Source organism: Pirellulimonas nuda, assembly GCF_007750855.1.
Lineage (GTDB): Bacteria > Planctomycetota > Planctomycetia > Pirellulales > Lacipirellulaceae > Pirellulimonas > Pirellulimonas nuda.
This window is the reverse complement of sequence record NZ_CP036291.1, coordinates 1,812,851-1,824,866: the sequence shown is the minus strand read 5'-3', so window position 1 is coordinate 1,824,866 and position 12,016 is coordinate 1,812,851. Positions and strand designations below refer to the sequence as shown.

Annotated in this window: 13 protein-coding genes; 6 read left to right on the top strand and 7 right to left on the bottom strand. The window is 63.6% G+C overall.

All coding sequences use genetic code 11. The features are described 5' to 3' along the window. Nucleotides 1–3: 3 nt before the first annotated feature. Nucleotides 4–198 (bottom strand): hypothetical protein, encoded by a 195-nt coding sequence (locus Pla175_RS07585; protein WP_145282769.1) that lies wholly within the window; start codon nucleotides 196–198, stop codon nucleotides 4–6. 192 nt (nucleotides 199–390) lie between these two features. Here Pla175_RS07585 and Pla175_RS07580 point away from each other — a divergent pair, with 192 nt between their 5' ends. The 3 genes from Pla175_RS07580 (at nucleotide 391) to Pla175_RS07570 (ending at nucleotide 3,292) form a co-directional block, all read left to right on the top strand. Next, entirely contained in the window at nucleotides 391–1,410 is a 1,020-nt protein-coding gene (locus Pla175_RS07580; protein WP_145282766.1) for an ABC transporter ATP-binding protein, read from the top strand. A gap of 50 nt (nucleotides 1,411–1,460) precedes the next feature. Beyond that, the gene (locus Pla175_RS07575; protein ID WP_145282764.1) at nucleotides 1,461–2,330 is read left to right on the top strand and encodes an ABC transporter permease; all 870 of its coding nucleotides are present in this window, start codon (nucleotides 1,461–1,463) and stop codon (nucleotides 2,328–2,330) included. Between the two features lie 125 nt (nucleotides 2,331–2,455). Continuing rightward, on the top strand, nucleotides 2,456–3,292 hold the full coding sequence (locus Pla175_RS07570) for an ABC transporter permease (RefSeq protein ID WP_145282762.1): 837 nt from the start codon (nucleotides 2,456–2,458) through the stop codon (nucleotides 3,290–3,292). A 102-nt stretch (nucleotides 3,293–3,394) separates the two neighbouring features. On the opposite strand, the gene ispH is transcribed toward Pla175_RS07570, so the two are convergent. The 3 genes from ispH to Pla175_RS25850 form a co-directional block, all read right to left on the bottom strand. Beyond that, nucleotides 3,395–4,366, bottom strand: a complete 972-nt coding sequence (gene ispH, locus Pla175_RS07565; RefSeq protein ID WP_145292016.1) for a 4-hydroxy-3-methylbut-2-enyl diphosphate reductase — start codon at nucleotides 4,364–4,366, stop codon at nucleotides 3,395–3,397. A gap of 133 nt (nucleotides 4,367–4,499) precedes the next feature. Continuing rightward, nucleotides 4,500–4,706 carry a hypothetical protein gene (locus tag Pla175_RS07560; RefSeq protein WP_145282760.1) on the bottom strand — a complete coding sequence of 69 codons (207 nt, stop codon included), beginning with the start codon at nucleotides 4,704–4,706 and terminating at the stop codon, nucleotides 4,500–4,502. Between the two features lie 138 nt (nucleotides 4,707–4,844). Next, entirely contained in the window at nucleotides 4,845–5,993 is a 1,149-nt protein-coding gene (locus Pla175_RS25850) for a hypothetical protein (RefSeq protein WP_197527333.1), read from the bottom strand. A gap of 584 nt (nucleotides 5,994–6,577) precedes the next feature. Here Pla175_RS25850 and Pla175_RS07545 point away from each other — a divergent pair. Continuing rightward, entirely contained in the window at nucleotides 6,578–6,844 is a 267-nt protein-coding gene (locus tag Pla175_RS07545) for a flagellar biosynthesis anti-sigma factor FlgM (protein WP_145282758.1), read from the top strand. Nucleotides 6,845–6,930: 86 nt separating this feature from the next. Beyond that, nucleotides 6,931–7,446, top strand: coding sequence for a Fur family transcriptional regulator (locus Pla175_RS07540; protein ID WP_145282756.1), 516 nt, complete (start codon nucleotides 6,931–6,933; stop codon nucleotides 7,444–7,446). A gap of 135 nt (nucleotides 7,447–7,581) precedes the next feature. Here Pla175_RS07540 and Pla175_RS25845 read toward each other — a convergent pair whose 3' ends face one another. The 3 genes from Pla175_RS25845 to Pla175_RS07530 form a co-directional block, all read right to left on the bottom strand. Next, complete coding sequence (locus tag Pla175_RS25845; protein WP_197527332.1) at nucleotides 7,582–7,725, bottom strand: hypothetical protein; 144 nt, start codon at nucleotides 7,723–7,725, stop codon at nucleotides 7,582–7,584. 115 nt (nucleotides 7,726–7,840) lie between these two features. Then, nucleotides 7,841–9,520, bottom strand: a complete 1,680-nt coding sequence (ettA, locus tag Pla175_RS07535; protein ID WP_145292014.1) for an energy-dependent translational throttle protein EttA — start codon at nucleotides 9,518–9,520, stop codon at nucleotides 7,841–7,843. A gap of 306 nt (nucleotides 9,521–9,826) precedes the next feature. Continuing rightward, nucleotides 9,827–11,317: a ClpP family protease gene (locus Pla175_RS07530; RefSeq protein ID WP_145282754.1), complete on the bottom strand. Its 1,491-nt coding sequence runs from the start codon at nucleotides 11,315–11,317 to the stop codon at nucleotides 9,827–9,829. Between the two features lie 144 nt (nucleotides 11,318–11,461). Between Pla175_RS07530 and Pla175_RS07525 the strand changes: the two genes are divergently transcribed. Then, nucleotides 11,462–12,016, top strand: coding sequence for a hypothetical protein (locus tag Pla175_RS07525; protein WP_145282752.1), 555 nt, complete (start codon nucleotides 11,462–11,464; stop codon nucleotides 12,014–12,016).

Below are 12,016 nucleotides of genomic sequence, written 5' to 3'. Positions count from 1 at the left end.
GCCTTAGGTCCCCTGCTGGCTCTTGGCGGGCGCCGCGGGCTTGCCCTTCAAGACGGCGCCGAGGGCCAAAAACACCAGACCGACCGCCATCCACATCGCCGGGTACAGCAACAAGGGAGTCATCCCGGCCAAGTACGCCCCGCCGCACCACAGGACAAAGATCACCGGGAGCGAGATGTGGATGCCGGGGAGTTTCATGACGTTGGCTCGATTGGGGAGCTGAGTTTGGCTGTTGGAGCCGGGAGGGTCGGCGTCCGGAGGTCGGGTAACGATCCTCCCCCGGGGCGCCGACGCTCCAGGTACCAACAATCTATTCGTTTCTCCTCCGCCGCGGAAGGACGTTCCGGGCGGTCGCTGGGCGTGCTGCCCGCACGCGTCTATAATCGCCCCATGGCCTTGATCGAGATACGCGACCTGCGCAAGAGCTACCGCGTCTATCAGAAGCAGGAAGGCCTGGCGGCCTCTATCCGCGGGCTCTGGCGCCGGGAGTACCGCGATGTGCACGCGGTGCGCGGCATCGACCTAGACGTCGAGGAAGGCGAGTTCGTCGCCTTTCTTGGCCCGAACGGCGCCGGCAAGACCACGACGCTGAAACTGCTCTCGGGGGTGATCACCCCGACGACGGGGACCGCACGCGTGATGGATTTCGTCCCCTGGGAACGAAAGAACGAGTACCGCCGCCGCTTCGCGCTGGTGATGGGCCAGAAGAATCAGTTGTGGTGGGACCTGCCGGCCAGCGAGTCGTTCCTGCTGCACCAGCAGATCTACCGCATCGACCCCGCCGCGTACCGCGCCACGCACGACGAGCTGGTCGACCTGCTCGGGGTCCGCCGGCTGCTGAATCAGCCGGTCCGCGAGCTGTCGCTCGGCGAGCGCATGAAGATGGAGCTGATCGCCGCCCTGCTGCACTCCCCGGAGGTGCTGTTTCTGGACGAGCCCACGATCGGCCTCGACGTGGTCGCGCAGCGGAACATCCAGCTCTTCCTGAAGCACTACCAGGAGATCCGCCGGACCACCATCCTGCTCACCAGCCACTACATGAAAGACGTGGCCGCGCTCTGTCGGCGCGTGGTGATCATCAATCACGGCGACATCGTGTTCGACGGATCGCTGGAACAGATCATCGACACCATCAGCAGCTACAAGGTGATTACGATCGACCTGGCCGCCGACGCGCCGCCGGGCGCCGTCGACCAACTCGCCCGGCACGGCGAGGTGATGGAGGTCGAGCTGCCAAAAATCAAGCTGCGTGTCCCCCGCCCCCAGACTGCGCGGGTGCTGTCCGAGGTGCTTGCGGCGATGCCGGTTGAGGACGTGAGCGTCGAGGACCCCCCGCTGGAAGAAGTGATCGCTGAGATGTTTTCCAGATCGAACGAGGCCGATCCGACCCCAGAGGCGGCGGAGGTTTAACGGACGCGCCGAGCGTAGCTCGGCAGCTACTAGTTTCCGTTCCGCTGCTAATGGTCGTTCCCCGCCCCGCCCTCAAACCCCCCGCTGTCGCCATCGTCGCTCGCGTCTCACTCTGGTGGTCGATCCTGCAAATGTGCGTCGCCGAACGGGTGGCGTACCGGGGAGACTTCATCATCGGCACCGCGATGCGGTTCTTGCCGATCGTGACGCAGATCTTCCTTTGGACCGCGGTGTTCCAGTCGGCCGGCAAGGGCTCGTTCAGCGGGTTCACTCGGAACGACGTGGTCGCCTACTACCTGTTGACGATGGTCGCCCGGGCCTTCAGCAGCATGCCGGGCCTCGCGAGCGGGGTCGCCCGCCAGATCCGCGACGGCGAGATCAAGAAGTTCTTGATCCAGCCGATCGACCTGATCGGCTTTCTGTTGCTGGCGAGGCTGGGTCACAAGCTGGTTTACTACGGGGTGGCCATCATCCCCTTCACGGTCGTCTTCTTCCTCTGCCGATCGTACTTCCCGCCGATCCCCGATGGGGAGATCTGGGCCGCGTTCTTTATCTCGCTGGTGCTGAGCTTCTTGCTGGGGTTCTTCCTCGAATCGACGATCGGCATGATCGGCTTCTGGTTCTTGGAAGTGAACGCGTTGCTGTTCGTGTACATGCTGTTCAACTTTTTCTTTTCGGGGCACATGTTCCCGCTCGATTTCTTGCGAGACAACCTGCCCGGCCCGATCGGCGAGCTGATTTACAACCTGCCTCTGAAGTACCTGGCCTACCAACCCGCGGCGATCTACCTCGGCAAGATCCCCCACGCCGAGCTGTGGTCGGGGGTCGGCATCCAGGCGCTGTGGACGCTTGCGTTCGCCGTGCTGTGCCGGGTGACGATGCACCGCGGTTTCCGCCGTTACAGCGGGTACGGGGGATAGCTGGGAGGAATGACCAATGCCCAAGCCTCGATGACCAAAGGAGGCTGCGTCGCCCGGCTACACCTATTGGCCGTTTCAGTGGACGCCGTACTATCCGATTCAATTCCGAAGCGCGCCTAGCTCCGATGCCAGAAACCAACCTCACCCGCCTGCTCGTCTATCCGAAGCTGTTCCTCACGTTTGCGCGGAACAGCCTAATCCGCGACATGACCTACCGGGCCAACTTCATCATCGAAGCCATCAGCAGCATGGGCTGGATGATCATGAACCTTGGCTTCTACTTGCTGGTGTTTCAGTTCACGGGCGACATCAACGGCTGGGGCAAGTTCGAGTTCTTCGCGTTCATCGCGACCACGCTGTTTGTCAACAGCGTCGTGCAGGCGTTCTTCATGCCCAACGCAGAGGAGCTGAGCGAGATGGTCCGCACCGGCGGGCTCGACTTCGCGATGCTCAAGCCAATCGACACGCAGTTCTTGGTCTCGCTCCGGCGGATGAACTGGTCGAGCCTGGGGAACTTCTTGGTCGCGCTGGGGCTGCTGGCGTACTCTCTGGCGCATCTTCCGGGGCGGCCAATTTCGCTTTGGGCCGCGGCCCTCTACCCGGTGTACATCGTCCTGGGGGCGTTGATGCTCTACTGCGTGATGATATCGCTGGCGGCCACCAGCATCTGGTTGGGGCGGAACCAGTCTCTCTACGACTTCTGGTTCTACATCACCAACTTCTCCCGCTACCCGATGGAGATCTACAGCGGGCCCGTCGGCAAGCCGCTACAGTTGCTGTTCACGTTCATCATCCCGATCCTGCTGGTGGTCAACGTGCCGGCGAACCTGATCGCCAAACCGTTTAGCCCGCAATACGCCTGGCTGGCCGGGTTCGCGGTGCTGGCCACGGCGGCCGGGCTGGTGGTCAGCCGCTGGATCTTCCAGCAGGCGCTCGCCAGCTACCGCAGCGCTAGCAGCTAACGATGCGAGCCGCCGGCGTTAGCCGCCAGAGATTTCCAGGCGGCTTGCTATCGCTCGCGTTCTCCCGCCTCAGGAGATGTCCCCGATGATCACTCCGGCGGCTTACGCCGACGGCTCGCCTGCGACGAGGCTCTCGGAGCGGGCGGCGGCGACGGACCGCAGCTCACGCGGCAGCGGAAACGTCACTTCTTCTTTACGGATGACGCGGGGTTCGACCGTGGCGTCGAAGCGGTCGCGGAGCAGATCGAGGCACGACTCGACCACCGTCTCAGGCGCGCTGGCGCCCGCGGTGACCAGCACCGTTTGCACGCCGTTGAACCAACTCACATCGATTTCTTGCGGGCCGTCGATCAAATGGGCGTCGATGCCGCGCTCGCGCGCCAATTCTGCCAGCCGCTGGCTGTTGGAGCTGTTCTGGCTCCCGAGCACTAGCACTAGGTCTGCTTCTGTAGAAAGCAGCGCAACCGCTTCTTGGCGGTTCTGCGTGGCGTAGCAGATATCCGCCTTCGGGGGGGAATGGATCCCCGGGAAGCGTTCCCTCAAACGGTCGATAATCCGATTGGCGTCGTCGACGCTAAGGGTGGTCTGCGTCAGGTAGGCCAGCTTCGACTCGTCTGCGACCTCGAGCGAATCTACTTGATCCGGCGTTTCAACCAGCACGATCGCCTCGGGGGCTTCCCCCATCGTGCCGATCACCTCGTCGTGCCCCTCGTGCCCGATCAAGAAGATCGTGTACCCCTGCTTGGCGTACTTGATCGCTTCGAGGTGGACCTTGGTGACCAGCGGGCAGGTGGCGTCGATCGCATGGAGGCGCCGCTCACGGGCCCCGCGGCGGACCTCAGGCGAGACGCCGTGGGCAGAAAACAGCAGCGTGGCGCCTTCGGGCGCCTCGTCCAACTCGTTGACGAACTTCACCCCGCGGTCGCGGAAGTGGTTCACCACGTACTGGTTGTGCACAATCTCGTGGTACACGTAGATGGGCGCTCCAAACTCGGCAAGCGCCAGCTCGAGCGAATCAATCGCCATATTTACGCCCGCACAGAAGCCGCGGGGGCTCGCTAAGATCACCTTCATCGCCATCGCTCACGCTCCAGGGACTCTACCCAGAGGCATGATAAGCCGCCCCGCGGCGTGCGAACAGGCGAGGCAGAACTTCACGATGGCCGTAGGCAGCAAGTAACCGCCAAGCGAGCGATCGTCGGCCCCGTCATCGCGATTCCGACCCACTGCGCGGGGGTGGGCCGACACTGAATCGACCAGAAGGCACGCTGGGGTAGCGGGATTCCAGCTCGGCTAGGCTCTCGGCCAGGAGCCCACTAAAGGCCATAAACGACTCCGCCGGCAGCGTTACCGGCTGCAGCCATTGTGCGTCTGGGTAGTCGATTGCCGGGACGGGGGCGGTAGGCGTGCTCATGGCGGGCTTCTCCAAAACCGCATCGCCGGGCCGTTCCTAGCCCCGCCGACACGCGGTCTACTGTCTTTACGCAAGACAGGCGCCGCTGTTTCCTGGTTCGGCGCGGATTCGGCAAGTTTTTTGCAGTTACCCGGCCCGTCAGTCCGGCTTCTGCGGATTCTTTGCCTCGCGGTCCAAACGGGCGGCGAGCGCTTCGGTCATCCGCTGAATCTCGCGGCGATCAAGCCGGCCGTCGCCATTCGCATCGGCTTGGCGAAAGCGATTGGCAAGGCGACCCGTTGCTTCGCGTCGCTCTAGTACGCCATTGCCGTCGGCGTCAGCGCGTTCGATCATCTTTGAGATGAGCTGCTCGGCAGCCTGCTGCGTGCTGTTCCCCGACGCCGCTTTGGCGACGCGGGCGTCTCCGGACGCTTCCGGAGGCCCTGATTTCTTCTTGGACGCTGGGGATGCCTGGTCCGCTGTCGGCCCCGCTTGCGCCTGCGGCGAGGCTTTAGTCGCATCGCCCGGCCTGGACAGCTTCCCCAATCGGTCGGAAGCGGAAAGAAACTCTTCAAGGCTTACGGCGCGGTCGTTGTTGCGATCGGCCCGACGCAGCATCGAGCCGACCCGTTCCTTCAACGGCGCCGGCAGCTCGTCGAGAACTAGCATGCCGTCTCCATTTTCGTCCAACTGCGTGAACAAAACACGAGCCCGGGCTGGATCGCCGACGACCTGCCTGGCCGACGGGGGAGCATCGAACCGGTCGGCCAGCTCTCCCTGCGTTCGCTCTAGCGCGGCAAGCTCTTTGCCGAGGTCCCAGCGCTGCTGCTGGGCGACTTTCTGAGCCTGCCGCTGCAGCTTCGGGCCGGCTTGGGCAAGTTCCCGCGGATCCAGCACTCCGTCCTTCGTCGCGTCAAATTCCCCGATCAACTGGTCGTACACGCCGCGGAGCGCCCCGGGGGCTTCGCCGCGAGTGAGCCGGGTGTCTTTGTCGGTGTCTAGTTTTAGGAGCAACACCCGGGTGGCGTTGAAGTCGCCAAAGGCCGTCGATCTGGCCTCTTCGATCGGCTTCGCCTCGACGACCGGGCGGAGCCCCTGCGAAAACTCCTGGGCGTCAAGCAACCCGTCGCCGTCACTATCTGCTTTGCGCAGGAGCCGGTTTACGAGGGAGGCATGGGCTTCCGGGGTTTCGCTCCGCTCGATCCGGCCGTCCCCGTTAGCGTCGAGCCGGGAGAAAAGGTCGTCCGTCGGCTGGCCTGCCAGCACGCCGGCGCTCAGCACTGCTGTCAACCAAAGGGAAGCGAACATGGCGTACGTCCGTCATTATGGTCTTGGGATCTCGCCCGCTAGCAGATGGAACCCCGTACAGGGCCTAGGGTTTCGACCCCGCCCCAGCCGTGCCAGGCCTCACGAGCGGGCCAAACCACTCCGCCCGAGTGAACCCGGTCAACCCCTTCCACGTACGTTCAAAGGCCGGCCCGAGCCGCCTCGGCCCAGGTGCGTGAGGCAGAAACGCAACACGCAACCACTGAGCTGAGGTTGCCGGGCAACGGCTCCGCAGCGTACGATCCATACACCCCGTAGAGTGGTCCTGGTAGCCACGAGCGGCCTTTTGGCCGCCGGCGTGGACGTGGGCCGACCGCATGGCCGATCCCTTTGGGTAGGACTCAAGGATCGGTCGCACGTTCGAGGCGGCCGGCTCACGGATGCTGAGGCGTCTGGTAGGCTGAATCGCTATTCGATCAGCCCGCTGCGCCGCCTGTGTGCTGTATGGATCGCAGCCGAGTCGTCGAGGGAATGATTGTGTCAGCCTTGCCAACCAGGCGATGCTGCCGCGGTAGTTCCCTACCCGTCCGCAACCTACGACCCAGCACCCCGGTGGAATTACCAACATGAACGTCTCTGGCCCCAGCCACGTCCACAGCGCCCACGGCGTCAACGCACCGCACACCCTGCGTGGGCCCCACCGCCCCACGAGCGCGGCCCCCCAGACCGTCGACAAGCTAGAGATCTCCGAAGCGGCTCGTGCGGCCTCGCAGTCGACCGGCGTCCGCAGCGACTTGGTCGCTCGGATCCGCTCTGAGATCGCTAGCGGCTCCTACGAAACGCCTCAAAAGATCGATTCCGCTGTGGAACGGCTGCTTGATCAGCTCGGTTAGCGGCGTGGATCGCGGAGTTGGTTGTGGCTTCTAGCCGGGCAGCCTAGAATCATGTGGAACAAGCCCGCACCGACTAGAAAGCCCGGATGTCCAGCCAGTTCGCCCTGAACGACGTCGAAGTCGCCCTGTCACCGCAGGAGCGGTTTGACGAATACCTGCAGAGTCGCGGCAAACGCATCACGCAACAGCGTCGCGTTCTGGTGGAGCACGTCTTTTCCCGGCACGAGCACTTCGACGCCGATGAATTGATGGATGCGCTCTCCAAGTCGACGGCCAAACAGGCCGGCGGCGCGCAGGTCAGCCGGGCCACGGTTTACCGGGGGCTCGAGGAGCTGGTCGAGGCGGGCCTGCTGCGGAAGATGTCGCTCGATGGTCGGGCCGTGTACGAGCACGACTACGGCTACCCCCAGCACGACCACCTCTACTGTCAGCAGTGCCAGAAGCTGATCGAGTTCCAGAGCCAGGAGCTTACACAGCTCCGCGAAGAAGTGGCCAAGGAGCACAACTTCCGCGTCACCGGCCACCGGCTCATCGTGACCGGCGTGTGTCAGAGCTGTGCGACCAACCGGCACCGCCGCCTCTCGCCCGTCGATCTGATCTGATGCGGCGAAAGAAGAGCTAACCACCAAGGCCACGAAGAAGCACAAAGGGCGAATAAAGAGAACGAGGCTCGTTTTATTTCCTCTTTCCCTTCGTGTTTCCTCGTGCCCTTGGTGGCTTGCATCTTGTGTGGGCTGCTACTTCTTTTTCTTCGCCGCCTTCTTCTTGGCGCTGGTCTTGCTCTTGGCGGGCGCGGGTTTGGCGGCTTTCTTCTTGCCGCCGAAGATGTTTTCCCAGTTGTCGGCGAACTGCTTGTTGGAACCGGTACGCACTACGCTCATGGACGGGTACTCGTTTGGGTTGGTTTACGGACGGGTGTCCGCGTAGGTCGCGGATAGAACTCGGTAAGCCGCCGCCTCATTCGCGCTTGTCCGCGTGATTCGCGGACAAAAAACATTAGGAGTGCTGCAGCTTCTTGTACTTGAACCGCTTCGGCTCGTCGGCGTCTTCACCCATCCGCACGCGGCGCTGGGTCTCGTAGTCCTGGAAGTTCCCTTCGCACCAGTGGACGTAGCCGTCCCCCTCGAAGGCCAGGATGTGGGTCGCCAGGCGGTCGAGGAACCAGCGGTCGTGGCTCACCACAACGGCGCAGCCGACGAAGTTGGCGACCGCTTCTTCGAGGCTCCGCAGCGTGTCGACGTCGAGGTCGTTGGTCGGTTCGTCCAGCATCAGCAAGTTGCTCCCGCGGCGCAGCAGCTTGGCGAGGTGGACTCGGTTCCGCTCGCCGCCAGAGAGAACGCCTACCTTCTTCTGTTGGTCGGCCTTTTGGAAGTTGAAGCGGGCCACGTAGCTGCGTGCGTGGAACGTGCGGCCCCCCATCTCTAGGTTGTCGACGCCCCCCGAGATCTCTTCGTAAACCGTGGCGTCGGGGTTCAGGCTGTCGCGGGACTGGTCGACGTAGCCCAGCACCACTGTGGGGCCGAACTTAAGCGAGCCGCTGGTGGGCTCTTCCTGGCCCATCAGCATCCGCAGCAACGTGGTCTTGCCGGCGCCGTTGGGACCGATAATGCCGACGATCCCCCCGGGGGGGAGGTTGAAGTTGACGTTCTCAAAGATTACCCGGTCGCCGTACGACTTGGAGAGGTTCTTTGCCTCTACCACCAGGTCTCCGAGCCGCGGACCGGGCGGGATCGAGATCTCGAGCTCGTCTACCGCCTCTGCTCGGTCCTGTGCGGCCAGCTCTTCGTAGGCCTTGATGCGGCTCTTGCTCTTGGCCTGGCGCGCCTTGGGGTTCATGCGGATCCACTCCAGCTCCTTGGCGAGCGTCCGCTGGCGGGCGGATTCCTGCTTCTCTTCGAGCTGCAGCCGCTTCCGCTTCTGCTCTAGCCAGCTTGTGTAGTTGCCTTCCCAGGGGATGCACTTGCCGAACTCGATCTCCAGGATCCAGTTCGCCACGTTGTCCAGGAAGTAGCGGTCGTGGGTCACGGCGACGATCGTGCCGGGGTAGGCGGCCAAGTGGTGCTCGAGCCAGAGGATGCTCTCGGCGTCGAGGTGGTTGGTCGGTTCGTCCAGCAGCAGCAGGTCGGGCTGCTGCATTAGCAGCTTGCAGAGCGCCACGCGACGCTTCTCGCCGCCGGAGAGCTTGCTGACATCCGCGTCGCCTGGGGGTAGGTTCATCGCCCCCATCGCGATCTCGATCTGCCGATCGAGCTCCCAGGCCCCGGTGGCGTTGATCTTGTCGTCCAGCTCGGCCTGCCGGGCCATCAGCTTCTCGGTCGCCTTGGCGTCGTCGGCCAACTCGGCCATTTTCTCCCAGGTGCCGTTGTACTCGTCGACCAGGGCGCGGATGTGGGCCACCGCCTCCTCGACGTTGCCCTGCACGTCCTTCTCCGGGTTGAGCTGGGGCTCCTGCGACAAGAGCCCCACGGTAAACCCGTCGGTCAACGCGGCGTCGCCCTCGTACTCCTTGTCGATCCCGGCCATGATCTTCAGCAGCGTGCTCTTGCCGGCGCCGTTCCGCCCTAGGACGCCGATCTTGGCGCCCGGGTAGAACGCCAGGCTGATCTCCTTGAGGATCTCCCGCTGCCCATGCTTCTTGGTGAGGCCGGCGATCTGATAGATGTACTTCTGCGACATGGGAAAATTGAGGTAGGCGGCGCCGAGATTGAGAACGGAGAGCCGCTGCTGGCTAGTCAGCAGTGGGGGCTGGGCGCCCGCTTTGCGCTGCTGGCAGGCCAGCAATGGCTCCCGTCGGGGAAGAACGATCCTACGCGCACAGACCCGCCGTGGCTAGGCGCAGATGGGCCTGAAACAACGCAAACGACCGATCCGCGCAGGCGGGCGCCTGCGTGGATCGGTCGTTGAGGCTAAGCAGCGGGTCCTTCCAGAAAAACTTGGAATGCCCGGCGCGGCGGCCCGCGTCTTGGCGGAGGCCCTCCGGCCTTACCGGTAGTACTCGTCGGGGTTGTAGAGGAACCAGTGGTCCATCGGGCCCAGACGCGGCAGCCGGACGAAGCGGCGGCCTTTGTCGTCCTGTTGCTCGCTGAGCCGCACGTCGTACCGCTCCATCGCCGCGTTCACCGCGGCGGGCTCGGCGACGTCCGCGTCTGCTTCGCCAAAGCCACGGATCGTGAACGACGTGCTGCGCGAACCGGTCGGCCGGCTACGGACCGCGGTTTCGCGGATCTCATCCACCACGTGGTCGACCCAGCCCTGCTTGAGGGCCTCGTCGGCGAACAGGTCCCAATCCCCCGTCGAGCGGTTCTTGTACATCTGCTCGACGAACTGATCCTCGGTGGTGCCGATCTTTTCCGCAACGGCGCCCACCAACCGGTCCGACATCTCGCGTAGCCGATCGAGCGACTCCTTCTGCTGCGTGGTGTTGCCACTCATCCCGCTGCTGGCTTGGTGGTGCAGCAAGATGGCGCCCGGGTAGGCGTACGACTCGTCCGCCAGGGTGGTGATGATGGCGGCCATGCTCGCAGCAAACCGCTTCACAACCACGTGAACCGGCGCCTTGCTGTGCTTCATCGCCTGGACGATTTGCAGGCCCTCGACCCCGGAACCGCCGGGGCTGGAGTCGATGATCAAGAAGATCGGCTTGTCCGACTCGTTGTTGTAGTAGTCGATGCGGTCGCAGACGTACTTCGCGGCGCCGTCGAAGATCGCTCCGTTCAGCTCGATCCGGCGGTCGCTGATCGTGAGCACGCCGTTCTTGAACGGCTGGTCCGGGTATTGCCGCTCATCGATCACCGCGTCTTGGAACTTCTCCTCGGCAGCCAGGGTCGCCAGCTCTGCTTCGGCGCGGGCCTTGCGTGCGCTCATCGCCATCAGGTCCGCCTCGTGCCGGGCCTTGGCGAGCTTGGCTTCGTACTCGGAGAGCTCGAGTTCGGCCTTGATCTCGCTCAGCTTCTGCTTGCGGACGGCTTCCTTATCGGCTTCCTCCTCGGCCTTCTGGGCATCGGCGATCTGCCGGTCGAGCTTCGCTTTCTCGATCGCCAGCCGCTGCTCGTCAAACCGCGCCTTGTATTCGGCCACCTTGTACTGGAACTCGGTGTCCATCTGCTGCATCTTCTCGCGCAGCTCCTTTACCTTGTCGTTCAGGCTCGGCTCTTGCGGCTTCTTCTCTTCCTCTTTCTTGGCGTCCTCTTTCTTCTCGGTCGGCTTGACTTCGCTTGAAGCGCTCTCGCCTTCTTCAAACGAGCTCAAGCCCCCTTCCTCGGTCGCCTTGCGGAGCTTCTCTTTGACCTCGTCCGGGATACGGTCGTTCTTCTCGATCGCCTCGCGGATCTTCTCCTTCATCTCGTCCGGCAGGTCCTTGAAGGGGACCTTTTTCTGCTGGCCCTGGGCGGGGGGCGCTTCGTCCGCCCAGGCTTGCGGGCCGACGCTTACGAACGAAAACAACGCAAAAGCAAACAATAGGCGGGACAGCACGGCACTCTCTCCTGGGTAAGAAATTGCGGGCCCGATGGCGGCCACCGCTAACTACTACGATAATTACCGCGGGTCTGGTTCATCCCAATGAACCCGATTCGCAATGTTTTTGCAACCGAAAAGCACCCCCCAAGCCGTAAAACCATGCTTGATGTCTTCCTGGAGTCGCCGGTCCCGGCCCTCGCCCTGGGCGCAGTAGCGGCTACGGTCGCTGGGTTGATCTACTCCGCGAACAAGAGCGGAATGGCCCTTGCGGCCCTCGTGGGGGTGCTGCTGTTGACCATCGCGGCGGTGTTGACGGAACTGGCTATCGAGACCCCCCACGAACAGGTGGTGCGGACGCTGAGCGAACTTTTCGCCGCGATCGAGGCGGATGATCTCCCCGCGGTTCTGGCCATGGTCGACCCCGCGGCGTCGAACGTCCGCTCCGACGCCCAAACGCTGATGCCAGAGTTTCATATCGAGACCGCCAACGCGAACCTTCGCGAAGTCACTCTCACTGGCTCCCCCCCGGACACGGCGGTCGCCCAGCTCAAGCCCTTTGTGCTGGCGGCCCACCGGAGATCGGGCATGCGCGGCGGGGGCCAGGACGACCTTTCGGTCACGCTCCGACGCGTTGACGGGCGTTGGCTGATTTCCGACTATTCAGGGAGCGAGGTGTGGCAGCGAGGGGCGAGTGAGCTACGGCGAGGAAAGTAG

Coding starts and splice junctions, on each gene's coding strand:
- ettA (WP_145292014.1), bottom strand. CDS start 9,520: ATGTCGCAGAAGTACATCTATCAGATCGCCGGCCTCACCAAGAAGCAT.
- Pla175_RS07585 (WP_145282769.1), bottom strand. CDS start 198: ATGAAACTCCCCGGCATCCACATCTCGCTCCCGGTGATCTTTGTCCTG.
- ispH (WP_145292016.1), bottom strand. CDS start 4,366: ATGAAGGTGATCTTAGCGAGCCCCCGCGGCTTCTGTGCGGGCGTAAAT.
- Pla175_RS25850 (WP_197527333.1), bottom strand. CDS start 5,993: ATGTTCGCTTCCCTTTGGTTGACAGCAGTGCTGAGCGCCGGCGTGCTG.
- Pla175_RS07560 (WP_145282760.1), bottom strand. CDS start 4,706: ATGAGCACGCCTACCGCCCCCGTCCCGGCAATCGACTACCCAGACGCA.
- Pla175_RS07545 (WP_145282758.1), top strand. CDS start 6,578: ATGAACGTCTCTGGCCCCAGCCACGTCCACAGCGCCCACGGCGTCAAC.
- Pla175_RS07570 (WP_145282762.1), top strand. CDS start 2,456: ATGCCAGAAACCAACCTCACCCGCCTGCTCGTCTATCCGAAGCTGTTC.
- Pla175_RS07575 (WP_145282764.1), top strand. CDS start 1,461: ATGGTCGTTCCCCGCCCCGCCCTCAAACCCCCCGCTGTCGCCATCGTC.
- Pla175_RS07540 (WP_145282756.1), top strand. CDS start 6,931: ATGTCCAGCCAGTTCGCCCTGAACGACGTCGAAGTCGCCCTGTCACCG.
- Pla175_RS25845 (WP_197527332.1), bottom strand. CDS start 7,725: ATGAGCGTAGTGCGTACCGGTTCCAACAAGCAGTTCGCCGACAACTGG.
- Pla175_RS07525 (WP_145282752.1), top strand. CDS start 11,462: ATGCTTGATGTCTTCCTGGAGTCGCCGGTCCCGGCCCTCGCCCTGGGC.
- Pla175_RS07580 (WP_145282766.1), top strand. CDS start 391: ATGGCCTTGATCGAGATACGCGACCTGCGCAAGAGCTACCGCGTCTAT.